20 protein-coding genes are annotated in these 22,654 nt (G+C 62.6%); 6 read left to right on the top strand and 14 right to left on the bottom strand.

What is annotated here, in order from left to right; all coding sequences use genetic code 11:
- Positions 1-208: hypothetical protein (locus tag E8Q41_RS25750; protein ID WP_205910401.1), on the top strand; the 208-nt coding region annotated here is incomplete at its 5' end.
- A gap of 220 nt (positions 209-428) precedes the next feature.
- Positions 429-2,375: a M23 family metallopeptidase gene (locus tag E8Q41_RS20065; protein ID WP_137157322.1), complete on the top strand. Its 1,947-nt coding sequence runs from the start codon at positions 429-431 to the stop codon at positions 2,373-2,375.
- 61 nt (positions 2,376-2,436) lie between these two features.
- Here the strand turns inward: E8Q41_RS20065 and clpB are convergent, their stop codons facing one another.
- The 5 genes from clpB to E8Q41_RS20040 form a co-directional block, all read right to left on the bottom strand.
- Positions 2,437-5,040 (bottom strand): ATP-dependent chaperone ClpB, encoded by a 2,604-nt coding sequence (gene clpB / locus E8Q41_RS20060; protein ID WP_137157321.1) that lies wholly within the window; start codon positions 5,038-5,040, stop codon positions 2,437-2,439.
- A 203-nt stretch (positions 5,041-5,243) separates the two neighbouring features.
- Positions 5,244-5,738, bottom strand: coding sequence for a hypothetical protein (locus tag E8Q41_RS20055; RefSeq protein WP_137157320.1), 495 nt, complete (start codon positions 5,736-5,738; stop codon positions 5,244-5,246).
- Positions 5,739-6,506: 768 nt separating this feature from the next.
- Positions 6,507-7,265 carry a hypothetical protein gene (locus E8Q41_RS20050; RefSeq protein ID WP_137157319.1) on the bottom strand — a complete coding sequence of 253 codons (759 nt, stop codon included), beginning with the start codon at positions 7,263-7,265 and terminating at the stop codon, positions 6,507-6,509.
- 465 nt (positions 7,266-7,730) lie between these two features.
- On the bottom strand, positions 7,731-8,975 hold the full coding sequence (locus E8Q41_RS20045) for an AGE family epimerase/isomerase (protein ID WP_137157318.1): 1,245 nt from the start codon (positions 8,973-8,975) through the stop codon (positions 7,731-7,733).
- A gap of 35 nt (positions 8,976-9,010) precedes the next feature.
- On the bottom strand, positions 9,011-10,180 hold the full coding sequence (locus E8Q41_RS20040) for a M20 aminoacylase family protein (protein ID WP_137157317.1): 1,170 nt from the start codon (positions 10,178-10,180) through the stop codon (positions 9,011-9,013).
- Between the two features lie 155 nt (positions 10,181-10,335).
- Here E8Q41_RS20040 and E8Q41_RS20035 point away from each other — a divergent pair, with 155 nt between their 5' ends.
- Together E8Q41_RS20035 and E8Q41_RS20030 are read left to right on the top strand one after the other, a co-directional pair.
- Complete coding sequence (locus E8Q41_RS20035; RefSeq protein ID WP_137157348.1) at positions 10,336-11,439, top strand: D-alanyl-D-alanine carboxypeptidase family protein; 1,104 nt, start codon at positions 10,336-10,338, stop codon at positions 11,437-11,439.
- Positions 11,439-12,632 (top strand): GTP-binding protein, encoded by a 1,194-nt coding sequence (locus E8Q41_RS20030; protein ID WP_137157316.1) that lies wholly within the window; start codon positions 11,439-11,441, stop codon positions 12,630-12,632. Before E8Q41_RS20035 ends, E8Q41_RS20030 begins: the two co-directional genes overlap by 1 nt.
- On the opposite strand, the gene E8Q41_RS20025 is transcribed toward E8Q41_RS20030, so the two are convergent.
- The 6 genes from E8Q41_RS20025 to E8Q41_RS20005 form a co-directional block, all read right to left on the bottom strand.
- Complete coding sequence (locus tag E8Q41_RS20025; protein ID WP_137157315.1) at positions 12,633-13,268, bottom strand: exopolysaccharide biosynthesis protein; 636 nt, start codon at positions 13,266-13,268, stop codon at positions 12,633-12,635. It lies immediately after the preceding gene.
- Between the two features lie 11 nt (positions 13,269-13,279).
- Positions 13,280-13,591, bottom strand: coding sequence for an ATPase inhibitor subunit zeta (locus tag E8Q41_RS20020; RefSeq protein WP_170976547.1), 312 nt, complete (start codon positions 13,589-13,591; stop codon positions 13,280-13,282).
- 45 nt (positions 13,592-13,636) lie between these two features.
- A complete protein-coding gene (locus tag E8Q41_RS20015; protein ID WP_205910400.1) occupies positions 13,637-13,948 on the bottom strand; it encodes a hypothetical protein in 312 nt (103 codons plus the stop codon).
- A gap of 123 nt (positions 13,949-14,071) precedes the next feature.
- A complete protein-coding gene (locus E8Q41_RS25635; protein ID WP_170976546.1) occupies positions 14,072-14,236 on the bottom strand; it encodes a hypothetical protein in 165 nt (54 codons plus the stop codon).
- A 406-nt stretch (positions 14,237-14,642) separates the two neighbouring features.
- Positions 14,643-15,131 carry a chemotaxis protein CheW gene (locus E8Q41_RS20010; protein ID WP_137157347.1) on the bottom strand — a complete coding sequence of 163 codons (489 nt, stop codon included), beginning with the start codon at positions 15,129-15,131 and terminating at the stop codon, positions 14,643-14,645.
- A 110-nt stretch (positions 15,132-15,241) separates the two neighbouring features.
- Positions 15,242-15,745, bottom strand: a complete 504-nt coding sequence (locus tag E8Q41_RS20005; protein ID WP_137157313.1) for a hypothetical protein — start codon at positions 15,743-15,745, stop codon at positions 15,242-15,244.
- A 360-nt stretch (positions 15,746-16,105) separates the two neighbouring features.
- On the opposite strand from E8Q41_RS20005, the gene E8Q41_RS20000 reads away from it, so the two are divergent.
- Positions 16,106-18,013 carry a methyl-accepting chemotaxis protein gene (locus tag E8Q41_RS20000; RefSeq protein WP_170976545.1) on the top strand — a complete coding sequence of 636 codons (1,908 nt, stop codon included), beginning with the start codon at positions 16,106-16,108 and terminating at the stop codon, positions 18,011-18,013.
- Positions 18,014-18,090: 77 nt separating this feature from the next.
- On the opposite strand, the gene E8Q41_RS19995 is transcribed toward E8Q41_RS20000, so the two are convergent.
- The 3 genes from E8Q41_RS19995 to fdhF all read right to left on the bottom strand — a co-directional run bounded on the left by E8Q41_RS19995 (position 18,091) and on the right by fdhF (position 22,234).
- Complete coding sequence (locus tag E8Q41_RS19995; protein ID WP_137157312.1) at positions 18,091-18,324, bottom strand: formate dehydrogenase subunit delta; 234 nt, start codon at positions 18,322-18,324, stop codon at positions 18,091-18,093.
- Positions 18,314-19,144 (bottom strand): formate dehydrogenase accessory sulfurtransferase FdhD, encoded by an 831-nt coding sequence (fdhD, locus tag E8Q41_RS19990; protein WP_137157311.1) that lies wholly within the window; start codon positions 19,142-19,144, stop codon positions 18,314-18,316. Before fdhD ends, E8Q41_RS19995 begins: the two co-directional genes overlap by 11 nt.
- A 207-nt stretch (positions 19,145-19,351) precedes the next feature.
- Positions 19,352-22,234, bottom strand: coding sequence for a formate dehydrogenase subunit alpha (gene fdhF / locus E8Q41_RS19980; protein WP_137157309.1), 2,883 nt, complete (start codon positions 22,232-22,234; stop codon positions 19,352-19,354).
- 218 nt (positions 22,235-22,452) lie between these two features.
- Here fdhF and E8Q41_RS19975 point away from each other — a divergent pair, with 218 nt between their 5' ends.
- Positions 22,453-22,647 carry a hypothetical protein gene (locus E8Q41_RS19975; protein ID WP_137157308.1) on the top strand — a complete coding sequence of 65 codons (195 nt, stop codon included), beginning with the start codon at positions 22,453-22,455 and terminating at the stop codon, positions 22,645-22,647.
- Positions 22,648-22,654: the final 7 nt, after the last annotated feature.

The following is a 22,654-nucleotide window of genomic DNA, read 5'->3' as shown; positions in this document are numbered from 1 at the left end:
CCTGATCAACCCGGACCGAAACTCACCACCACATATCCGTGAAAGCCAGTCTCTCTTCTATCCCAAATCCAACACCAAAACCAAAGTTTCGAGCCGAATTCAGAGACGAGCGCGCCTGCCGCTAGAAGCAACCGCCGCCCCCGTCGTCTTGAAGCGCTTTATAGGCGCGTCCCCCGGAACTGTCAAAGACTTTTTTCTCGGTTTGTGAAGTTTTTTTGAAAGCGCGAGAGTTTCAGTCTGTTGCGCCTGCGGTGTCCACAGGCGGGCGCTTGCCCGCCCCCGTCGCCCTGCTATTTTCACATTCAAAGCGCAGAAGGCGCGGCTCCATTCCGTCTCTTCTCTATAGGGGAGCTGCGGATTTGACTTGGCGGGTCGATTGATGCAGTCATTATCGCCGCGCCGAACGCGACGGGAAAAAAGCGGTTTCCATGCAAGAAGTGAAGATCATCCGGTCTCTGGGCGAAGAACCGCCAATTCTGGCGGAAGGCCGCCGCACGCCGGACCGGCGCGAGGTGTCGCTGCGCTGGCTGTCCGGCACGGTGCTGACCGGTCTCACCAGCTCCGTGCTGATGGGCGTTGCGCTGTTTGCGGCGCTTGAGGGCCGGGAAATTCTGGCGACTCCGGCCGAGGCCTCGGCCATGAACCAGCCTCTTCCCAACGATCGCGACGCCCAGCTCGCCTCTTCCCGCAAGGGTTCGCGCCTTTTGTCGTCGCTTCTCGCCGCCAAACCCGCCGACAAGGCGGTGATGGATGTGCCCACCGTGATCGTCGAAGGCGACAAGCAGGTGGTGCGCAAGCTGCCTTTCGCGCATGTGAAGATGGCGTTGGCGGCCAATTACCAGGTCGACCAGTCCTATCCGCGCTTCGATCCGCTCGATATCGCCGCCGAAGGCGATGCGCCGGCGACCGCTGCGCCCTCTCCGGTGTTTTATGGCTCCGACGTCGAATCCGAAGTGTCGCTCGAAGTCGAGAATTTCCCGACCGAGCGCTCCGACCTGCCGCTCGCGCAGTCCATGTCGCTAGAAGAGGTCGAGGAGAATGTCCGCACCAACGGATCGCTCCTGACCTCGGACGACGCCAAGGTGGCGACGCTCTATTATGTCGATCCGCAACGCTTCGCCTCCGGCGACAACGGCATCGACATGCTGGGACGGCTGTCGGCCAAGGTGGTTGAGGAGAATATGTCGGTGGCGGAATCGGCCGCCGTCACGCCGCAAATGCCCGAATATGCCGATGACGTGATCCCGGTCCGCGTCGGCGCGACGATCAGCGCCGTGATGGTCGGCGCAGGCTACGCCAAGGCGGAAGCCGGCGATGTCGAGAATTTCTTCGCCTCCGTGACCCAGCGCCGCGACGTCGCCGAGGGCGATGTGGTCAGAGTGGGCGTGCTGCAGCAGGCCGAAAAGGCGCGCATCGTCCGGGTCAGCCTCTATCGCGACGGCCGTCACCAGCTGACGGCGGCGATCGACGACAAGGGCAAGTTCGTGACCGGCCAGGAGCCGCCGGCTCTTTCCGCCGTGGCGAGCGCTTTTGACGACGCTCCGCCCGTCGTCGCCGGCAATCAGGATCTGCCGCGGGTCTATGACGGCATCTATAGAGCGGCCCTCTCCTATGGCATGAACAAGCGGATGATCTCGCGGGTGATCCGCCTGCTCGCGCCGGCGGTGGATTTCCAGGCGCGGCTCAAGGCCGCCGATCAGCTCGAGGCTTTCTATTCCGCCGAGGACGAGAGCGGCGAGGCCACCGACGAATCCGAACTGCTGTTCCTGCACGCCAAATTCGGCGACACCGACACGCGGCTCTATCGTTTCCAGGATCCGACCGACATGTCGGTCGACTATTACGACCAGACCGGCAAGAGCCTGAAGCAGTTCCTGATCCGCAATCCGCTGCCGGGCGGCGTGTTCCGTTCGGGCTTCGGCATGCGCCGGCATCCGATCCTCGGCTATATGCGCATGCATACCGGCGTCGACTGGTCGGCGCCCAGGGGCACGCCGATCATCGCCGCCGGCGACGGCATCGTCGAAAAGGCCGGCTGGGATCGCGGCGGCTATGGCAACCAGACGCTGATCCGCCATCCCAACGGCTATGTCACCTCCTACAATCACCAGTCGGCCATCGCCAAGGGCGTGGTTCCCGGCGCGCAGGTGCGGCAGGGCCAGGTGATCGGCTGGGTGGGCACGACGGGCCAGTCGACCGGCCCGCATCTGCATTACGAAGTCATCGTCAACGGCAACAAGGTCGATCCGCAGCGCATCCGCTTGCCCTCGGGCAAGGCGCTGAAGGGCGAGGCGCTGGCGAAGTTCGAGGACGAACGCAAACGCATCGACGATCTGCTCGAAAAGGGCGAGGCCAAGCAGGTGGCGAGCCAGTAACTGTATCGCCGAACTTCGAAATGATCCGGGGGCCTTGCGGCCCCCGTTTCTGTTTTCAGTCTCAGGCGGCGGCCTGGGCGTCGACCGGGCTGGTCGAGAACAACAGCCGGTCCGACCCCGCCGCGACATGGATCTTCGATCCATCGGCGAATTCGCCCGACAGCAGCCGCTCGGACAGGGGATCCTGCACATAGCGCTGGATCGCCCGCTTCAGGGGGCGCGCGCCATAGACGGGATCGTAGCCTTTGTCGGCCAGCCAGTTGCGGGCGTCCTGACCGAGCTCGAGGACGATCTTGCGATCGGCCAGCAGCTTGGCGAGACGGCCGAGCTGGATTTCGACGATCGCGCCCATTTCCTTGCGATGCAGGCGATGGAACAGGATGATCTCGTCGACGCGGTTGAGGAATTCCGGCCGGAACGAGGCTTTCACCACATTCATGACCATCTCGCGCACGCTGTCGACCTCGTCATTCTCGCCGAGTTGGGTGAGGAATTCCGCGCCCAGATTGGAGGTCATGATGATGATCGTGTTCTTGAAGTCGACGGTGCGGCCCTGGCCATCGGTCAGGCGGCCGTCGTCGAGCACCTGCAGGAGCACGTTGAACACATCCGGATGGGCCTTTTCGATCTCGTCGAACAGCACGACCTGATAGGGCCGGCGACGGACAGCCTCGGTCAGCGCGCCGCCTTCCTCGTAACCGACATAGCCCGGAGGCGCGCCGATCAGGCGGGACACGGAGTGTTTCTCCATATATTCCGACATATCCATGCGGGTGATCGCGGTTTCGTCGTCGAACAGGAAGCGGGCGAGCGACTTGGTCAGCTCGGTCTTGCCCACCCCGGTCGGACCGAGGAAGATGAACGAGCCGATCGGCCGGTTCGGATCCTGAAGGCCGGCGCGGGCGCGGCGGACGGCGCGCGAGACGGCCTGAACCGCATCCCCCTGACCGACCACGGATGCAGCCAGCATGTCTTCCATGCGCAACAGCTTGTCGCGTTCGCCTTCGAGCATCTTGTCGACCGGGATGCCGGTCCAGCGCGAGACGATATGGGCGATATGGTCGGGGGTGACGACCTCCTGCACCATGGCTGCGTCTTGGCCTTCGCGATTTTCGGCGTCGACCAGCTGCTTTTCGAGCGCGGGAATCGTGCCATAGGCCAGTTCGCCGGCGCGCTGATATTCGCCCTTGCGCTGGGCGATGGCAAGTTCGTTGCGCGCGTCGTCGAGCGCCTTTTTGAGATCGGCGGCGAGGCCGAGCTTCTGCTTTTCCGACTGCCAGCGGGCGGTCAGCGCATCGGCCTGTTCCTCGAGCCCGATCAAATCCGCTTCCAGCTTGTCCAGCCGGTCGCGCGAGGCCTGGTCGGTTTCCTTCTTCAAGGCTTCCCGCTCGATCTTCAGCTGCATGATGCGGCGATCGAGCTCATCCAGCTCTTCCGGTTTGGAATCCACCTGCATGCGCAGACGCGACGCCGCCTCGTCCATCAGGTCGATGGCCTTGTCGGGCAGGAAGCGGTCGGTGATGTAGCGGTTGGACAGTGTCGCGGCCGCCACCAGCGCCGAATCGGAGATTCGCACCTTGTGATGCTGCTCGTATTTTTCCTTGAGGCCGCGCAGGATCGAGATCGTATCCTCGACCTTGGGCTCGTCGACAAACACGGGCTGGAAGCGGCGGGCGAGTGCTGCGTCCTTTTCCACATGCTTGCGATATTCGTTGAGCGTGGTCGCGCCGACGCAATGCAATTCGCCGCGCGCCAAAGCAGGCTTCAAGAGGTTGGAGGCGTCCATCGCCCCGTCCGCCTTGCCGGCGCCGACCAACGTGTGCATCTCGTCGATGAACAGGATGATCTCGCCGTTCTCAGACTGGACTTCGTTGAGCACGGCCTTCAGCCGCTCTTCGAATTCGCCGCGGAATTTCGCGCCGGCGATCAGCGAGCCCATGTCGAGCGCCATCAGCTTCTTGTCTTTGAGGCTTTCCGGCACGTCGCCATTGACGATGCGCAGCGCCAGACCCTCGGCGATGGCCGTCTTGCCGACGCCGGGCTCGCCGATCAGCACCGGATTGTTCTTGGTGCGGCGCGACAGAACCTGGATCGTGCGGCGGATTTCGTCGTCGCGGCCGATCACCGGGTCGAGCCTGCCTTCGCGGGCCTCGGCAGTGAGGTCGCGGGCATATTTCTTGAGCGAATCGAAGCCCTGTTCGGCATTGGCCGAATCGGCGGTGCGGCCCTTGCGGAGATCGTTGATCACCTGATTGAGCGATTGCGCGGTGGCGCCGGCCTTTTTCAAGGTTTCGGCGGTCGAGGCGGAGGTTTCCACCGCAAGCGCCACCAGCAGGCGTTCGACGGTCACGAAACTGTCGCCGGCCTTCTTGGCGACGTCTTCCACCGTGTTGAACACGCGGGCGAGCGGCTGCGACAGCGAAATCTGGCCATTGCCGCCCGAGGTTTTCGGCAGCTTGCGCAGCGCCTCGTCATTGGCGAGCTTGGCGATTTTCGGATCGCCGCCGGCCCGCGTGATCAGCGAGGCCGCCATGCCCTGATCGTCATCGAGCAGCGCCTTCAGCACATGTTCGGCAGTGAATTGCGGATTGCCTTCACCCAGCGCATAGGTCTGCGCATTCTGGAGAAAGCCGCGCACGCGTTCGGAATATTTCTGCAAGTCCATGATCGTCTCCGTTTCCCGCCGCGCCCTTGAGGCGCGCGGCGTCTTTCAGGATCGAGCCCCCATCCGTGGCGAGCCCGGGAAGTTTTTCGCTTCTTGAGCCGCATATGGGAATGACCCCGATCAAAATAAAGAGGGCGGAAAAGACCATGTTTGCTGTTTGTTTTGCGAGGCTTGCGCTTCGTCAAGAAGGCCTGCCCCCTCGATCAGTCGATGTTGTATTTTTTCAGCATCGCCTCGGTTTCGGCGAGTTCCGCCCGGGCCTCGGCGAGGATCGCCTGCGTATCGACGGGCTTGTCGAATTCTCCGGCTTTGCGGCGCGCTTCCAGGCTTTTGAAGTTCGAGTGCCAGGCATCGAAGCGCCGGTATTGCGGGCTCCGCGGATGGAGATATGTCATCGCCAGCGAAATGCCCGCATATTCAGCCCATTCCTCCCAAGGGTCGGGCCGGCGAATGATTACATGACGCGCTCGGAAAACATCGATAATGATAGACCTTACCCGGTTCAAGTTTGAGGCGAACTCGCCGTCGGAAAGGCAGGTCAATCGAGCGCCCGGACTCTGTATGCTCTGGCAAGACTGCGCGCGCCGGCAGTAGCGACTACGACACGGTTTATGGAAAAGTCGACACTGGCGTGCGGTCATCCAACGATCCAACGCCAGCAGAAAATCTTGCATATGCTCATCGTCACGATCAGGCATGATCCGCACTCCTTTGCAAAGGCGGCTTTTCCGCGCGCCAAATCGCTCCGCCGCGTTTTCCCGCCCGGAGTTGTCCGTCATTCTCTCGCTTCGCCCATAAGGGCTCGGCCGGGGCGCGAAGAACGCCTCGTTAAGTTAGTTTAGTATGACGCTCATCGCGCCCCGCATTCGGCGGTTTGTGCCTCGAACTTGACGCTCGTCGCCGCAGGTGGAGCCTGCGGGTAATCCGCCTCTAAAGCGGGCCTTACTGTAACGTCCCTTGCGAGACGCCACCCTGGGGGACGCTTTCACGCCCAGGTCCCCAGTGTTCGGGGGTCGTCGTTTCTCGAAGCCCCGGAGAAAAAGGTTCACGTCGTCCCCCTTCCCCCAGCGCCGGCCCCATCTCGCCGCGACGCCTCGCGGTGTAGCCGATGATGGGACGAGATGAGGATAAGGGGCGCGAGATGGTGGGGGATGAAAAAATTTCGGGAGGGTGATTTTTTTGGAGAAGACCCTCCCCCACCCCTCCCACAAGGGGAGGGGCTTAACCCGGGGTTGACGCTGACGTCCCACAGGTCTGCAGTAATGCGTAGCAGCTGCCACCAGGCGCCTCAGTGGCAGCTTTGCGCCAAGAGCGGTCATTTTCCGGACCGTTTCACCAATGCACACTGATCGAATTGTCTGAAGAGCAGTTGTCCGTCGTAGCTCTGGAGAAACCACATGATGAACCCATTCCGATGGTTGAGAACACCTAGGCTCGGGCCATAGGAGCTGACACATCGGCAATCTTTAAATCCAACCTTTGCCTTCCCCGAAGGCTACTCGGGATTTGCTGAATTTATAACCGTTCCATATAAAATTGATCGCCTTCAAGAAGCCAAGCTTTGGTATAATTATTCGTATTAATTGGTCGGGCGTTACAATCTTCACCGAAGTTTCAGTTTTCGAATGCTCAACTACTCTCTTTAGAGAGTAATCCATAGTTAGAAAATAATCAATATTCGCCGACTCCGCACACCAAATATGGTAAGCATCCAGCGCCTGATTAAGATTCAACGGCCTGTTCTTTCCTTGATACGCGCCTGTCATTTTCATGAGTTCAACGAAACGTGGATGCTTGATGCTGCTAATAAAATCAAGACTGTGTTCTTTGGGCTCCTTGTTGCCGCCACTGATTATGCGAGACCGCGGCGGATGCGGATCGGGAACGTCGTGGACGGGGCATCCGAAAAATCGCCCAGATGGACTTGCCATTCCAGGCAGCCCCCAAGCTTCTAAATCAACTGCACGGTGAAAATAGAAGTTAAGCAACTCTGAGATTCCAGCATAAGCAAGCATGCAAAGGAACAGGGCATCGCGCCTCTGAACTTCGTTTTTAATTTTTTGCAGATCATTGACTGTATGCGGCTCATAAATATCCGCCTGGAACTCTGCACCGCCCCAGTTAATCGTAGTTTTCTTTTTGCGGTACACGTGTTTCTTAACTGCTGAGAATTTCAGTATATTTGTATCAACGAATACTTTAGCTACTGGCCTTGTTTTTTCCATCACGCGCCCAATTGATGCCTACACTTTTTGTAGAACTTTGTGCGGCGGGAGACAAATAAGCAAGAGCGCAGCATGTCGAAATGTCAGGTGACTTAAGCGGCCAATATCATGCTAGTGCTCAGATGACTGCAATGGGCAAAAGGAAGACACGGATCGGCGTCTCGGGTGCGCTACAATGAGACCCAGACCCCTCGTCTTATTGAACCCCCATTACCATTGGTGGCATTTGCGACATAACTCCGCAGTTCAGCCGAGCGGAGTAGAGGTCGGTTGGGGATGGAGGAAGCGGCAACGCAAGCGCGTTCCCTTTGTGGGGAGGGGTGTTCCCCCGCTCCGTCGTCATCCTCGGCCTTGTGCCGAGGATCCAAGACAATGAGTAAAATCAAAGCGTTGCAGATGCTCGGGACAGGCCCGAGCATGACGGAGGGGAATGTGCGGATGCGACGGTTGACGGCGGAGAGGTTTTTACTCCTCGGTCGCCGTCAGCCCCGCCTGTTCGTCCAGGATCATTCGCGTCAGCGACCCTTCGGCGGGATAGAGCGGGATCAGGCAGGCCTGCAGCGCGTGGTAGATGTCGCCTTTGCCTGGGAAGATCTCATGCGCCGGCGCAAGCGTTTCGGTCAGCTCTTCATGCCAGCCGCCTCTCGCGTGGTCGAGATGGTGCATGGCGATCTTGTTCCAGATCAGCCGGTAGCAATCCTCATGCATGTCGGAGGGGACATGGCGGGTGAGATAGGCGGCGGCGGCGGCGCCTTCGCACATCGGCCACCAGAGTTTCATGCGCTTGGCCGGCTGGCCGTCCCAATCGAGCGTGTAGAAGAAGCCGCCATGCTTGCCGTCCCAGCCGAGCGCCATGGCCTGGGCGAACAAGGCCTGCGCCGCTTCGGGGATCCAGTCGAGCTTGCGGTCGCCGAGGGCGTAGAGCTGCAGGATCAGCCGCGCCCATTCCAAAGCATGGCCCGGCGTCGTGCCGGACGGGCGGAACATCTCGTTGCCCTTGTAATCCTTGAGCAGCGTCCAGTTCTCGTCGAAATGCTCGCCGACCACGAAGCCCACCTCCCGCGCCTTGCGGTTGATGATGAGATCGGCGATGCGCTCGGCCATCTTGAGATAGCCTTCGTCCTCGGTCGCCTCATAGGCGGCCATCAGCGCTTCGGTCAGATGCATGTTGGAATTCTGGCCGCGATAGCCTGCTACCGGCGTCCAGTCGGCGGCAAACTCCTCGGCGATGGCGCCGTGGCTCTCTTCCCAGAATTTGGTTTCGAGAATGGTGGTGACGTCCTCCAACATCGGATCGGCGAGCGGATGGCCGACGAGCAGCGCCGAGGAGGCGGCGAGCAGCACGAAGGCGTGGCCATAGCCCTGCTTGCTGGCGTCCACAGGGCCATTGTCGTCGACCGACCAGAAATAGCCGCCATGTTCTGTGTCGCGATGCCGCTCCCAGATGAAGCGCATGCCGTGATCGATGAGATCGGCGCAGCCGGGACGGCCGAGCAGATGGCCGATCACCATGCAATGGACCATGCGGGCGGCGAGATGGACGGGGCGGACCGGATTGGCGGCGTTGAGCACCGCGCCGTCAGGGCCGAATTCGAAGAAGCCGCCGTTCGGATTGATCGAGCGGAACTGGAAAAAATCGAACAGCTTGCCGGCTTCCGCCTTCAGCCAGTCGCGATGGGTGGGCAGATCGAGCCAACTGGTCGCGCTCATGGTCAGGGTCTCCTCCCTAAAATAGTCTTCTTGATTCAGCCGAGTTCGGCCAGTCTGGTCTCGGCGAGCTTCACCCAATAGGACACGCCATAGGGGATGATCTCGTCGTTGAAATCGTAGCGCGGATTGTGAAGCCCTGCGCTGTCGCCATTGCCGATGAAGATGAAATTGCCGGGCCGGGCGTTGAGCATATAGGAGAAATCCTCCCCGCCCATCATCGCCGAGCCCTCGCCGTCGACATTGGGCGCGCCGGCGATCTCGGCGGCGATGCGCACGGCGGCGTCGGTCTGTGCGCCGTGATTGACGGTGACGGGATAGCCGGTATGCACCCGCACATCGGCGTCCGCGCCGAGCGCGGCAGCGACGCCCGTGACGATCTCCTTCAGGCGCGTCTGCGCCTGGCTGCGCTGCTCGGCGTTCAGCGTGCGGATCGTGCCGCCGAGATGGGCTTCGTCGGGGATGACGTTCATCGCCGTGCCGGCGTTGAATTTTGTGACCGTCACCACGGTGGATTCGAACGGATCGGTGACGCGCGAGACGATGGTCTGCAGCGCCGAGACGATCTGGGCGGCGATGACGATCGGATCGACGCCGCGATGCGGCATGGCCGCATGCGCGCCCTTGCCGCGCACGGTGATGAGGAATTCGTCGGTCGAAGCCATGATCGGGCCCTTGCGGGTGGCGAATTTGCCGATCTCCAGGCCCGGCAGATTGTGCATGCCGTAGACTTCCTGGATGCCGAAACGCTCCATCATGCCGTCGCGCACCATGGCGTCGCCGCCGCCGCCGCCCTCTTCGGCCGGCTGGAAGATCACCGCCACGGAGCCGCTAAAATTGCGCGTCTCGGCGAGATAGCGGGCCGCGCCCAAGAGCATGGCGGTGTGACCGTCATGGCCGCAGGCATGCATCTTGCCGGGCGTCTTGGAGGCCCATGGCTTACCCGTCAGTTCGGTCATCGGCAGCGCGTCCATGTCGGCGCGCAGGCCGATCACCGGTCCCTCGCCTTTTGAGCCCTTGATGAGCCCGACGACGCCGGTGCGGCCCAGTCCCTCGACCACCTGGTCGACGCCGAAGTCGCGCAGCTTGGCGGCGGCGAAAGCGGCCGTCCGCACCACGTCGTAATTCAGTTCGGGATGTTCATGAATGTCGCGGCGCCAGGCGGCGATTTCCGCCTGCAATTCGCTGGCGCGGTTGAGGATGGGCATTCCAGGCGATCCTTTCTCGGAGCGTCGACGCGCGGGGGCGGGCGCGAAAATGACCGGAAGAATAAAAAACTTCTGCCATCTCCTTGCCATATAGGCTAAATACCGGCCGGTAAAGAAAGTTCTATGATGGCGATGGACGAGGCGAAGACGCGATGATGGCGGATGTCCGGCAAGGCGTGAAGAGACTGCTTGCACTGACCCTGGGGGCCGGCCTGGCCCTGAGCGCAACCCTCGCAGCGGCCAATCCGCATATCCTGGTCGATATGCGCACCGGCAAGGTGATCGAGCATGAGGACGCCTTCCAGAAATGGTATCCCGCCTCGCTGACCAAGCTGATGACGGCTTATGTCGCCTTTCGCCAGATCGAGGCCGGCAAGGTCTCGCTGTCGACGCCGATCGTGATGAGCAAGCTTTCGGCCTCGCAGCCCGCCTCGAAAATGTATCTCAAGGCCGGCGATTCCATGACGCTCGACGATGCGCTCAAACTGCTGCTGGTCAAATCGGCCAATGACGTCGCCTACGCCATCGCCGAAAATCTCGCCGGCTCGGTGGAGAACTATGTCGGCATGATGAACGCCGAGGCCGCCAATCTCGGCATGACCTCGTCGCATTTCATCAATCCCAACGGCATGCCGGGCAAGGGCCAATACACCACCGCCCGCGACCTCGCGATCCTGACTCTGACGCTGCGCCACCGCTATCCGCAATATCAGGGCTACTTCGGCATCGAAGGCCTGCAGGTCGGCAAGAAGCAGATCCCCAATTACAACAAGCTGATCGGTCGATTCGACGGCGCCGACGGCATGAAGACCGGCTTCATCTGCGCTTCGGGCTTCAACCAGGTGTCGACCGCCACCCGCAACGGCCGGCAGGTTCTCTCGGTCGTGCTCGGCTCCGACAGCCTGGTCGGCCGCGCCGAACTGTCGGCCTCGCTGCTCGAAAAGGGCCTGTCGATCAATTCCGACGGCGGCCTGCCGCGCATCGACCGGCTCGCGGCTTACGGCGCGGGCCGCGAGGCGGTGGCCGACATTTCCGATGACATCTGCCCGAAGAAAGGCAAGAAGAAAGTCCGCTCGGAAGGCCATGACGATGTCAGCATGAAGGTCAAGTCGCCCTATCTCAAGCCGATCGGCCGGCCGCTGGTCGTGTCGCTCGTCACCATCACGCCCGCAGGCAAGGCGGCCAACGCCGCCAAGACCGCGAGCGGCGATGATGTCATCGCCAACATTCCGATCCCCGAGCCGAGGCCGATCAACTGATGGTCGCGCCCGCCGATCGCATTCCCGTCTCGATCCTGACCGGCTTTCTCGGCGCGGGCAAATCGACGCTGCTCAACCGGCTCTTGAAACAGCCCGACATGGCCGACGCCGCCGTCATCATCAACGAATTCGGCGAGGTCGGCATCGACCACCTGCTGGTCGAGGCCTCCGATTCGGTCATCGAATTGTCGAATGGCTGCCTGTGCTGCACCGTGCGCGGCGAATTGACCGACACATTGGCCGGCTTCCATGAGGCGATCCAGGCGGGCCGCATGAAGCGGCTCTCCCGCGTGGTGATCGAAACCACCGGGCTTGCCGATCCGGCCCCGGTCATCCAGTCGATCATCGGCCATCCCGATCTCGCCCGCATCTTCTCGCTCGACGGCGTCATCACCGTGGTCGACGCGGTCAACGGCGTCTCGACGCTGGAGCGGCATGAGGAAGCGCGCCGTCAAGCGGCGCTCGCCGACCGGCTGATCCTATCCAAGAAATCGCTGGCTTCGGAAGAGACCATCGCCGATCTCGTGTCGCGGCTGCGCGGGCTCAATCCGCGCGCCGAACTGATCGACGGCGATTCCGCCCGCGCGAGCGCCTATGACACCTTCTCCGCCGGCCTGTTCGATCCGCGCAGCCGCACGGCCGACGCCGCCCGCTGGCTGGCAGACGCGGCGGCGCATGACGATCACGACCATGTCTGCGACGATCATTGCGACCATGATCATCACCACCATGATGATCACGATCACCATCATCACGGCGATCACGGTCATCACGACCATCATCACCATCATCACGGCGGTCACCATCATCACCACCACGATCAGGCGATCCGCTCCTTCTCCATCACCCATGACCGGCCGATCGATCCCGCCGCCATCGGCATGTTCGTCGATCTCCTGCGTTCGGCGCATGCGGAAAAGCTGTTGCGGATGAAGGCAATCGTCCAGCTGAGCGACGATCCGGACCGCCCTTTGGTGCTGCATGGCGTGCAATCGGTGTTTCACCAGCCCGAACGGCTGGCCGCCTGGCCGGGCGACGACCGGCGCACCCGCATGGTGCTCATCACCCAGGATCTCGAGGAAGACTTCGTGCGCTCGCTGTTCGACGCCTTCACCGGCCGACCGCAGGTGGATCGGCCGGATCGTCAGGCGCTCGAGGACAATCCGCTCGCCATCGCCGGCCTCAGGCTCTGATCAACCGAAGACGTAGAGCGTGGCTTCCGCCGCGCCATAGACCAGCGCCGCGGTCGCGCCGAGCGCCACGAGCGTCATCGCGAGCCCGCCGATTACCGCCAGCCCGTCACGCTGGATGAGCGCGGTCGCGATCACCATCAGCGCCAGCACCGGCAGGAAGTTGCCGAAGGGGATCGGCAGCGCCACCGCCACCGCCAGGAGGAACACCGGCAGGCCCAGCATCCGTTGCACGCCGCGGCCCGTCAGGCCTTTCATGCGGTCGCGTTTCAGCAAGCGCTCCACCCGCGCCATGATGGGCGCGGTGTAGCGGAAGGTCACGTCCAGCACGCCCGCCGAGATCCGCCGCCTGCCGAGAAAGCCGGGCAGCCAGATATGCCGGGCGCCGGCCATGATCTGCAGCGACACCAGCGCCAGCACGGTGCCGAACACCACGCCGAACGGGCCGGGGATGGGGCAGAGCGGCGGCAGGGACAGAATGAGAATAGTGAAGGCGATGCTGGTGCGGCCCATGGCCCCCACCACTTCGTGGAGGCTCAGGCTGCCATCGGGCGCAGCCGCGGCGCGCGCCACCAGACGTTCGAGCGTCTCGGTGGCCACGCCGCGGCGCGGCTGTTGCTGTTCTGTCGTGTCGTCCATTCCGTCGCCTGTCAATCGGTGCACCAGGTCTCGCGAAGCGCCTGCTTGTGAGAAAGCCTGAGGGCGCTTTCGAGTTCCCGATCATCGATTGCGACGCCGCGTTCGGCGAAATCCTGCTTCAACTGCCGCAACACGTCGGCGTCGCCGGGCTCTTCATGATCCACCGCATGCAGCATGTCCGCATAGGCCTCGATCTCCCATCCCGACAGGGACAGTCTCTCCGCCGCCCAATGGGCGATCAGCGCATTGCGGCGGGCGCGGATATTGTCGTTGTCGGAGGGGTCGGCGAGATCGCGGCGGAGGGCGGCGGTATGGGAAGGCATCAAAGTCTCCAGGGATTGCATGTCGGTCTTGAGAAGTCGGGGGCGTCAGGCTTCGCCGGGCTCTTCGCCGGTTTCGCCCTTCAGAAGCGAAAGCGCGGTCTGGCAGGAGGCGGGTCCGTCGGCGAGCAGGGATTCGGGCGCGGTCAGGCCGGTGGCGACGCTGAAGGCGGTGGTGGCGGCCCACCAATAATCGCCGGACGCCTTCTGCACGAGCTGCGGGCCGATCGCGCCGGCGCAATCGCGGACGATGGCCGCGGTCTCGGGGGCGGATTTCAACCCGGCGATCTTGCCGTCGAGCTCCGCCGTCAAGGGATCGATGACGAAGAAAGCGATCAGGGCGGCGATGAAGTCGGACATTCATGGTCTCCTTTGAAACCCTTCCGGAGCGGCCTCATGGGCTCTGCGTCGCGGACATGGGTGACGTGTGCGGGAAAAGTCTGGATGGAGCGGGGCGCGTGCATGGAGAGCCGCCTTGCCCGGTCAGACGCGATGGACGCTCGCCGTTCGGCGATTGATGGTCGCGGGAAATCGTCCCGACGCCAGACGCGGCGCGGTTCCGTCGGGCCCCAGCCGCGCGGGCAAGGGGTTGCGGGCGCCGGTGGTCATCGGCTCGCGGGCAAGCGTCTTCATGGGGAAAATGGTCATGGCCCAGATCCTCTCGCCGGCAATCGCTGTCGGTAAGGTCCGACATCGTAAAAGCGCCGGCGGCTTTTACCAGAGGGGCCCGGACCAGGGTCGAGGCATAATCTGGGGATCGATTCCGGCCTTTTCTAGACCGGATTGCGGAAAATTTTCGGAATTTGGCGGAGGGCGGTGGAGGAGCACAGGTGATCGAGACTCAACCGCCATACTGCAAGGAGGCTTCCCCTCGGGCGAAAACCTCTTCTCCGTCATGCTTGGGCCTGTCTCAAGCATCTGCAATGGCTTCACGTTTCGAGATGGCTCAGACCCTTGGGACAAGCTCAAGGGTTACGACGGAGAGGTTGAAAACGCAAAATCGCCGACCCCTTGCGGGATCGGCGACCGTTTTTCGTAAGTCGAGGCTATCGGATCAGAATTCTTCCCAGCCGCCGGCTCCGCCGCCTGCGGCCACGGCACCGCCGCCCTCGTAGCTGAGCGTGGTCGAAAACAGGTTTTCGAGGTTGAGGAAACAGATCATCTGGTTCTGATGCGCCAGGATGCCGTCGGCGAAGGCCGTGCTTTGGCCGGCGCTGGTCGGGATCGGCTGCAGACTGTCGGCGGGCACGGTGAGGATGTCGGAAACGCCCTCGACCAGGAGACCGACCGTCATCTTGTTGACGTCGGTGACGATAATGGCGCTGCGCTCGGAGGCTTCGGTGCCGGGCATGCCGAGCTTGACGGCGAGATCGATGATCGGGATGACCGTGCCGCGCAGATTGATGACGCCCAGCACTTCATAGGGCGAGTGCGGGATGGGCGTGACCGGGGCCCAGCCGCGGATTTCCCGGATCGACCCGGTTTTCACGCAGAATGACTGGTCATTGACCCTGAAAGCGATGATTTCCAAAGACCCGCTCATGCCGATATTGATGCTCACGCCCCGATCCCCGCGACGACAGATGATATTGACCTATCGCTATAGTCTCCAAAACTGGCGCAAGGCTGGCGTGCAGGCCTGGCGGTGGGCGACTATCGCCACTCGTGAAGTCTGTCGGCCATCAGCGGTCGGGCCGCCGCCAAAAGCAAGGTCTCGCCCGCTCGCGCCGCATAGGCATGCGCATCGTCCGCAGCATTGAAGCCGATGAAGATCATCGACAGCGAGCGCGATTTCGCCGCGCCTTTCTTGCGATAGGCAAACCGGACCGCACAATGCGGAAAATCCTCATCGAGCGTGACGCCCGCAGGCAGCGCATCGGCAAGCGCAAGATGCGCGCCAAGCCCCAGGAACCGATCGATGGCGGCGTAAGCAGCCGCCTCGGGCAGCTGCCGGTTCTCCGCGGCCTTGGGCGGACGCCCCCAGAACAGGCTGTCGACCACCCCCTTGGCCCGCTTGGTCTGCAACACCACCAACCCGCCGGCGGCGGCAAGCTCGACATGCGCATCCCAGCTCTGGAAGCGCTCTGGCGCCTGGGCGAGCTCGGTGAGGAGCGAGCGGAGGTCGGCGATGAGATCGGCATAAAGGGCGGCGGGCATTGAGATGGTCTCGGGCTGTCAAACTATGGAGGGTGTCCTAGCACGGCGTGCGCAGTGTGGATACCAGCGTCGCAAAATCCGTCAATCGCATACTCAACACTGGGGCGGTGAGGCCCTGGAGGGGCGCCAAGATTGCCGCCTGTGCCGTCATCGCGCTTTCTGACAACCCTCGAACAATCCTAATCAATAATTTAGATTTATTTAAATTTTGGACCACTAAAATAGCGCACAATAGCATGTGAAGAGAGTGTGATTGCTCGTCGAATTACCCACATTTCGCATAAATGCTCAATGTGCACCCAAACTCGTCCTGTTTTCGCACGTATCCCCAATTCCACTTAATCATGGGGCCGACCAACAATGACGATCAGCACAAAACTGCTGGCCTGCATCTCACTACTGACGGCAGCGCTCGTCGCAGTATCAGCGTTCGCCTTCTACGCCATGGAGCGCGCAACCGCCATCACTACAACGATCGTGGTGGATCGCGTCGTTCCGATGGAACAGCTCAAGCGCATCGGCGACGGTTTTGCCGTCAGCATCGTTGACACCGCGCATAAAGTGAGGGCCGGCGCGTTGACGCCCGAGCAGGGGCTCGAGAGCGTGGATCAGGCGCTGGCGGCAGTCGACCAATATTGGAAGGCCTATATCGCCACCAAGCTGACGACCGAGGAAAAAAGCCTCGCGGATGACTTCCATCTCCGGCGGCAGGGGGCAACCGAGAGCATCGAACAACTGCGAAACATCCTGCAATCGCGCGACCTCGCTGCGCTCGCGGAATTCAACGACAAGCGTCTCTATCCCACAATCGATCCCCTGGGTGAGGACATCTCGAAGCTGGTCGAACTGCAGATGACAGTGGCAAAGCAGGAACTGGAAACCGGCGAAGAATTGAAGACCTTCCTGATCCGGGCCATGACGATCCTGTCACTGTTCGGCGGCGCGCTCGCGGCAATTTCGATGTGGACCGTGGCGCGGGGCGTCATCCGGCCCGTCAACGCGATCACGCGGGCGATGACGGATCTCGCCGCAGGCAACCTGGCCGTCGACATCTATGGCGAGGGCCGCGAGGACGAAATCGGCCGGATGGCGTCGACCGTCGCCGTGTTCCGCGACAATGCGCGAGACCGGATGCGACTCGAACAGGAGGCCGAGGCCAATCGCGCGCAGTCGGAACGGGAGCGCCTCGACCGGGAGCGCCTTCAGGCGCAGGAAGCCGCAGCGGTCCACTTCGCCGTCGACAATATCGGTCGCGCGCTCGGGCAATTGGCCGATGGAAAACTGACCTATCGCATCACCAACGCCTTCACCGAGCGGCTCGATCAGGTCCGTATGGATTTCAACGATGCGGTGGCGAAGCTCGAGGACGCGATGCGCCGGGTGGGACTGAACGCCCAGGGCATCGCGGCGGGCTCCAGCCAGATCCGCGCCGCCGCCGAAGACCTGTCCAAGCGGACGGAGCAGCAGGCGGCTTCGGTGGAGGAAACGGCTGCCGCGCTGGAGGAGATCACCACCACCGTGTCCGATTCGAGCCGCAGGGCGGAAGAAGCCGCCAAGCAGGTGCATGAGACCCGCCTTTCGGCCGAACGCTCGGGCGACATCGTGACTCGCGCCGTGGCCGCGATGGAGGCGATCGAATCTTCGTCGCGCGGAATTTCCAGCATCATCGGCGTGATCGACGAGATAGCCTTCCAGACCAATCTCCTCGCGCTGAACGCCGGAGTGGAGGCAGCCCGGGCGGGCGAGGCAGGCAAGGGCTTTGCGGTGGTTGCCCAGGAAGTGCGCGAACTCGCCCAGCGTTCAGCCTCGGCGGCGAAGGAAATCAAGGCGCTGATTTCCAAATCCGGCGAGCAGGTGCAGAACGGAGTGCGGCTGGTGACCGAAACCGGCAAGGCGCTCGATCACATCGTGTCGCAGGTGCAGGCGGTGAGCGTCAATGTGACAGCCATCGTCGAAGGCGCCAAAGAACAGGCGACGGGTATCAAGGAGATCAATATGGCGGTAAACACCATGGACCAGGGCACGCAGCAGAACGCGGCGATGGTGGAGCAATCCACAGCCGCCAGCCATTCGCTGGCGCGAGAGGCGGATGCGCTGTTCCAGTTGATCAGAAGCTTCGAGATCGGCGCAAACAGGTCCGACACGCCCACTGCTGCGCCAGCGTTTGCGGCGCGACCGGTCAGTTCGCCGGACCGGGGGGTCGGTCGCGTGGCGCGCGCCGTCCATGGCAATACGGCGCTGAAGACCAATGGCTGGGAAGACGTCTGATCCCAGGGACCACGCGCAGACAATATTCGGGCCTCGCCGGATTGCGCTGGCGAGGCTTTCTTGTGCTGAGCCTCGGCTCACCCCGCCGCCTTCAACGGCTCCGGACGCTTGACCAGTTTCGACGCCTCGATGACCAGCGGCAACAGCCCCTCGCCGCCGGCGTCGACATGGTCGAGGAAGGCGCGGCGCATGCGCGGCTCCCAGAATTTGTTGATATGCACAGCGACGCCTGACGCGCGCTCCGCCTCGGGCTGGGACAGAAAGAAGGTGGCGATCTGATTGGCCATGCGCACGAGCTTGTCAGGCTGCATCGGCTTTGTCTCCCGTGATGATCCGGTCTGCGCCGGTGAAAATGTCGAAATCCTCGCCGCGCGCCAGCGCCACGAGCGTCATGCCGGCGCGGGTGGCCATGTCGATGGCGAGCGCTGTCGGCGCGGATATGCCGATTAGCGCGGCAGCGCCGAGCTTGGCCGTCTTCTGCACCAGTTCGACCGACAGCCGCGAGGTCATGATCACCGCGCCGGACGCGCCATCGACGCCCGCGCGGGCCAAGGCGCCGATCAGCTTGTCGAGCGCATTGTGGCGGCCGACATCCTCGCGGACGGCGATGAGTCCCTGCCCCGGAACATAAAAAGCCGCAGCGTGGACGGCGCGGGTCTCCGCATTGAGCGGCTGGCGCGCGGTCAGCGCCGCCATAGCGCTGGCGATATCCGACGGCGCGAGACGGAGTGTGGCGGCGGAGACGTCGGCTGCTGGCTTCAGCGCCTCCTCGATCGATTCCACCCCGCACAACCCGCAACCGACCGGCCCGGCTTTGGCGCGGCGGCGGGCGCGCAGCGTGTGATCGAGATCGTCGCTGAGCGCGATCTGCAGGTCAACGCCGCCCGAGGCGGGTTCGATGGCGATCGACTCGATCTCGTCGATGCCAGTGACAATGCCTTCCGACAGCGAGAAGCCGATGGCGAAATCTTCGAGATCGGCGGGGGTGGCCATCATCACCGCTTCCGTCGAGCCGCCATAGGAGAGCGCGACGGCGGCTTCCTCAGCGACGATGCGGTGATCTTGCGAAAGGCGGCCGTTGCGGAAGATGAGGTCGGGGACGCGGCGAGAGGGGTCAGGCGCTTCAGGCATGGGTCATACCCCCCTCTGTCCTGCCGGACATCTCCCCCTCAAGGGGGGAGATTGGCAAGAGGCGTTCGCCCTGCCTCATAGAGATGTCGAGTGCTGCGTTTGTGACGCTAGAGAGTGGGCGAGCGGATGCCCCATCAAATCTCCCCCCTTGAGGGGGAGATGCCCGGCAGGGCAGAGGGGGGTACGCCACCGATGCAATCAACAACCTTACTCCGCAGCTTCCAGCTTGCCGGCGATGCGGCGGCTGAGCTTGGAGAGTTCGCTGTAATCCTCCTGCCATTCCGACGGACCGTTCGACGGCGACACTTGCACCGCTGTCACCTTATACTCCGGACAGTTGGTCGCCCAGTCGGAAAAATCGGTGGTGATGACGTTTGCCTGGGTCACCGGGTGATGGAAGGTGGTGTAGACAACGCCCGGCGCGACCTTTTCGGTGATCAGCGCCCGCAGCGAGGTCTCGCCGGCGCGGGAGGCGAGCCGCACCCAGTCGCCATCGCGGATGCCGCGGTTTTCAGCGTCATGCGGATGGATTTCCAGCCGGTCCTCGGGATGCCAGGCGGTATTGCCGGTGCGACGCGTCTGCGCGCCGACATTGTACTGGCTGAGCACGCGGCCGGTGGTGAGCAGCAGCGGGAAGCGCGGGCCGGTCTTTTCGTCGGTCGCCACATATTCGGTGCGGATGAACTTACCCTTGCCGCGCACGAAGCCGTTGACATGCATGATCGGCGAACCCTCGGGGGCCTTCTCGTTGCAGGGCCACTGCACCGAGCCCATCTTCTCCAGATAATCATAACTGATGCCGGCGAAGCTGGGCGTGGTCGCGGCAATCTCGGCCATGATTTCGGAGGGATGGCTGTAGGTCCAGTTGAGCCCCATCGCCTGGGCGAGATGCTGGGTGACTTCCCAATCGGCATAGCCGTTTTTCGGGCTCATGACCCGGCGGACGCGGTTGATGCGGCGTTCGGCATTGGTGAAGGTGCCGTCCTTCTCAAGAAAGGTCGAGCCCGGCAGGAAGACATGGGCGTAATTGGCCGTCTCGTTGAGGAAGAGATCCTGCACCACGACGCATTCCATCGCCGCCAGACCCGCCGACACATGCTTGGTGTCGGGATCGGACTGCAGAATGTCCTCGCCCTGGATATAGATGCCCTTGAACGTGCCCTCGACGGCGGCGTCCAGCATGTTGGGAATGCGCAGGCCCGGCTCGTTGGAAAGCGTCACGCCCCAGAGTTTCTCGAACACGGCGCGGGTGGCGTCGTCGGACACATGACGATAGCCCGGCAGTTCATGCGGGAAGGAGCCCATGTCGCAGGAGCCCTGGACATTGTTCTGGCCGCGCAGCGGATTCACGCCGACGCCGGGCCGACCGATATTACCGGTGGCCATGGCGAGATTGGCGATGGCCATGACCGTGGTCGAGCCCTGGCTGTGCTCGGTGACGCCGAGACCGTAATAGATCGCGCCATTGCCGCCGCGGGCGAACAGACGGGCGGCGCCGCGCACCAGCTCCGCATCGACGCCGGTGACGGCGGCGAGAGCCTCGGGGCTGTGGCGTTCGTCGGAGACGAATTCCGCCCAGTCCTCGAATTCAGACCAGTCGCAGCGCTCGCGGATGAAGGCCTCATTGAACAGGCCTTCGGTGACGATGACATGGGCGAGCGAGGTGACCACCGCGACATTGGTGCCGGGCTTCAGCGGCAGGTGATACTCCGCCTTCACATGCGGGGACGAGACGAGCTCGATCTTGCGCGGATCGATGACGATCAGCTTGGCCCCCTGACGCAGCCGCTTCTTGAGGCGCGAGCCGAACACAGGATGTCCTTCGGTGGGATTGGCCCCGATGACGATGACCACGTCGGTATGCTCGACGGAATCGAAATCCTGCGTGCCGGCCGAGGTGCCGAAGGCCTGGCCGAGGCCATAGCCGGTCGGCGAATGGCAGACGCGGGCGCAGGTGTCGACATTGTTGTTTCCGAAGCCGGCGCGGATCAGCTTCTGCACCAGATAGGTTTCTTCATTGGTGCAGCGCGACGAGGTGATGCCGCCGATCGACTCGCGGCCATACTGGTACTGGATGCGGCGGAACTCCGAGGCGACATGCGCATAGGCCTCCGCCCAGGTCACTTCGCGCCAGGGATCGGAAATCTTTTCGCGGATCATCGGGTTGAGGATGCGATCCTTGTGGGTGGCGTAGCCATAGGCGAAGCGGCCCTTGACGCAGGAATGGCCGCGATTGGCCTTGCCATCCTTCCACGGCACCATCCGCACCAGCTCCTCGCCGCGCATTTCCGCCTTGAACGAACAGCCGACGCCGCAATAGGCGCAGGTGGTGACCTTGGAATGTTCGGGCTGGCCGATTTCGATCACCGACTTTTCCGTCAGCGTCGCGGTGGGGCAGGCCTGCACGCAGGCGCCGCAGGAGACGCATTCGGAATTCAGGAACTGCTCATGCATGCCGGGCGACACGCGGCTGTCGAAACCGCGGCCCTCGATGGTCAGCGCGAATGTGCCCTGCACTTCCTCGCAGGCGCGCACGCAGCGCGAACAGACGATGCATTTGGAGGGGTCATAGGTGAAATAGGGATTGCTCTCGTCTTTCGCCATCCAGCGGGCGTTGACCTCGCCGCCGGTCGAGCGGGCCTTGACGTGATTGTCGCCCTCATAGCCGTAGCGCACATCGCGCAGGCCGACCGCGCCGGCCATGTCCTGCAATTCGCAATCGCCATTGGCGGCGCAGGTGAGACAGTCGAGCGGATGGTCGGAGATGTAGAGCTCCATCACGCCCTTGCGGATGTCCTTCAGCCGAGAGGTCTGGGTGTGAACGACCAGGCCATCAGCGACCGGCGTGGTGCAGGAGGCGGGCGTGCCGTTGCGGCCCTCGATCTCCACCAGACAGAGGCGACAGGAGCCGAAGGCGTCGACCATGTCGGTGGCGCAAAGTTTCGGCACCTGAATGCCGGCCTCCATCGAGGCGCGCATGATCGACGTGCCCTCGGGCACGCTGATCTTCTGGCCGTCGATGGTGAGCGTGACGGTCTTTTCGGACTTGGAAGCAGGGGTGCCGTAGTCGATTTCGTGGATGAGGGACATGACGCTTACCTCCCTGCCGTCATCCTCGGGCTTGTCCCGAGGATCTGCGGCGTCTGAATGTCTGTGTTCGGTTCGGTCCTGAGCGTGGCGCGCAAGGCGAGCTTGGTAGATCCTCGGGACAAGCCCGAAGATGACGCCCGCAACAAAGCAAGGCGCATCAGGCTTGCCGTTCGCACATTAATGTGCGACATTGATTTCTCGTGAACTGGATAGCCCCGATGAAGCGCGAGCAGTTTATCCGAGAACTTCGAAAGCGGGCGCGCGAGATGGGCAAGCCGTTCGACGTGTTCGAGGATCGCGGCAAGGGCTCTCACTACCGTGTTACCTGCGACGGACGGATGAGCACGGTCAAATCCGGGGACCTGACGCCGACTTATATGAAGCTCGTCAAGAAGCAGCTCGGACTGGACTGAACAGTCT

It is taken from the genome of Rhizobium sp. FKL33 (genome assembly GCF_005222915.1).
Taxonomy (GTDB): domain Bacteria; phylum Pseudomonadota; class Alphaproteobacteria; order Rhizobiales; family Rhizobiaceae; genus Rhizobium_E.
Note: the sequence above shows the minus strand (reverse complement) of the source record. Positions and strands in the feature narration are given on the sequence as shown.

Excerpts from the sequence above, each read along its gene's own strand:
- E8Q41_RS20065 (WP_137157322.1), top strand. The coding sequence starts at position 429 with ATGCAAGAAGTGAAGATCATCCGGTCTCTGGGCGAAGAACCGCCAATT.
- clpB (WP_137157321.1), bottom strand. The coding sequence starts at position 5,040 with ATGGACTTGCAGAAATATTCCGAACGCGTGCGCGGCTTTCTCCAGAAT.
- E8Q41_RS20055 (WP_137157320.1), bottom strand. The coding sequence starts at position 5,738 with ATGCCTGATCGTGACGATGAGCATATGCAAGATTTTCTGCTGGCGTTG.
- E8Q41_RS20050 (WP_137157319.1), bottom strand. The coding sequence starts at position 7,265 with ATGGAAAAAACAAGGCCAGTAGCTAAAGTATTCGTTGATACAAATATA.
- E8Q41_RS20045 (WP_137157318.1), bottom strand. The coding sequence starts at position 8,975 with ATGAGCGCGACCAGTTGGCTCGATCTGCCCACCCATCGCGACTGGCTG.
- E8Q41_RS20040 (WP_137157317.1), bottom strand. The coding sequence starts at position 10,180 with ATGCCCATCCTCAACCGCGCCAGCGAATTGCAGGCGGAAATCGCCGCC.
- E8Q41_RS20035 (WP_137157348.1), top strand. The coding sequence starts at position 10,336 with ATGGCGGATGTCCGGCAAGGCGTGAAGAGACTGCTTGCACTGACCCTG.
- E8Q41_RS20030 (WP_137157316.1), top strand. The coding sequence starts at position 11,439 with ATGGTCGCGCCCGCCGATCGCATTCCCGTCTCGATCCTGACCGGCTTT.
- E8Q41_RS20025 (WP_137157315.1), bottom strand. The coding sequence starts at position 13,268 with ATGGACGACACGACAGAACAGCAACAGCCGCGCCGCGGCGTGGCCACC.
- E8Q41_RS20020 (WP_170976547.1), bottom strand. The coding sequence starts at position 13,591 with ATGCCTTCCCATACCGCCGCCCTCCGCCGCGATCTCGCCGACCCCTCC.
- E8Q41_RS20015 (WP_205910400.1), bottom strand. The coding sequence starts at position 13,948 with ATGTCCGACTTCATCGCCGCCCTGATCGCTTTCTTCGTCATCGATCCC.
- E8Q41_RS25635 (WP_170976546.1), bottom strand. The coding sequence starts at position 14,236 with ATGACCATTTTCCCCATGAAGACGCTTGCCCGCGAGCCGATGACCACC.
- E8Q41_RS20010 (WP_137157347.1), bottom strand. The coding sequence starts at position 15,131 with ATGAGCGGGTCTTTGGAAATCATCGCTTTCAGGGTCAATGACCAGTCA.
- E8Q41_RS20005 (WP_137157313.1), bottom strand. The coding sequence starts at position 15,745 with ATGCCCGCCGCCCTTTATGCCGATCTCATCGCCGACCTCCGCTCGCTC.
- E8Q41_RS20000 (WP_170976545.1), top strand. The coding sequence starts at position 16,106 with ATGACGATCAGCACAAAACTGCTGGCCTGCATCTCACTACTGACGGCA.
- E8Q41_RS19995 (WP_137157312.1), bottom strand. The coding sequence starts at position 18,324 with ATGCAGCCTGACAAGCTCGTGCGCATGGCCAATCAGATCGCCACCTTC.
- fdhD (WP_137157311.1), bottom strand. The coding sequence starts at position 19,144 with ATGCCTGAAGCGCCTGACCCCTCTCGCCGCGTCCCCGACCTCATCTTC.
- fdhF (WP_137157309.1), bottom strand. The coding sequence starts at position 22,234 with ATGTCCCTCATCCACGAAATCGACTACGGCACCCCTGCTTCCAAGTCC.
- E8Q41_RS19975 (WP_137157308.1), top strand. The coding sequence starts at position 22,453 with ATGAAGCGCGAGCAGTTTATCCGAGAACTTCGAAAGCGGGCGCGCGAG.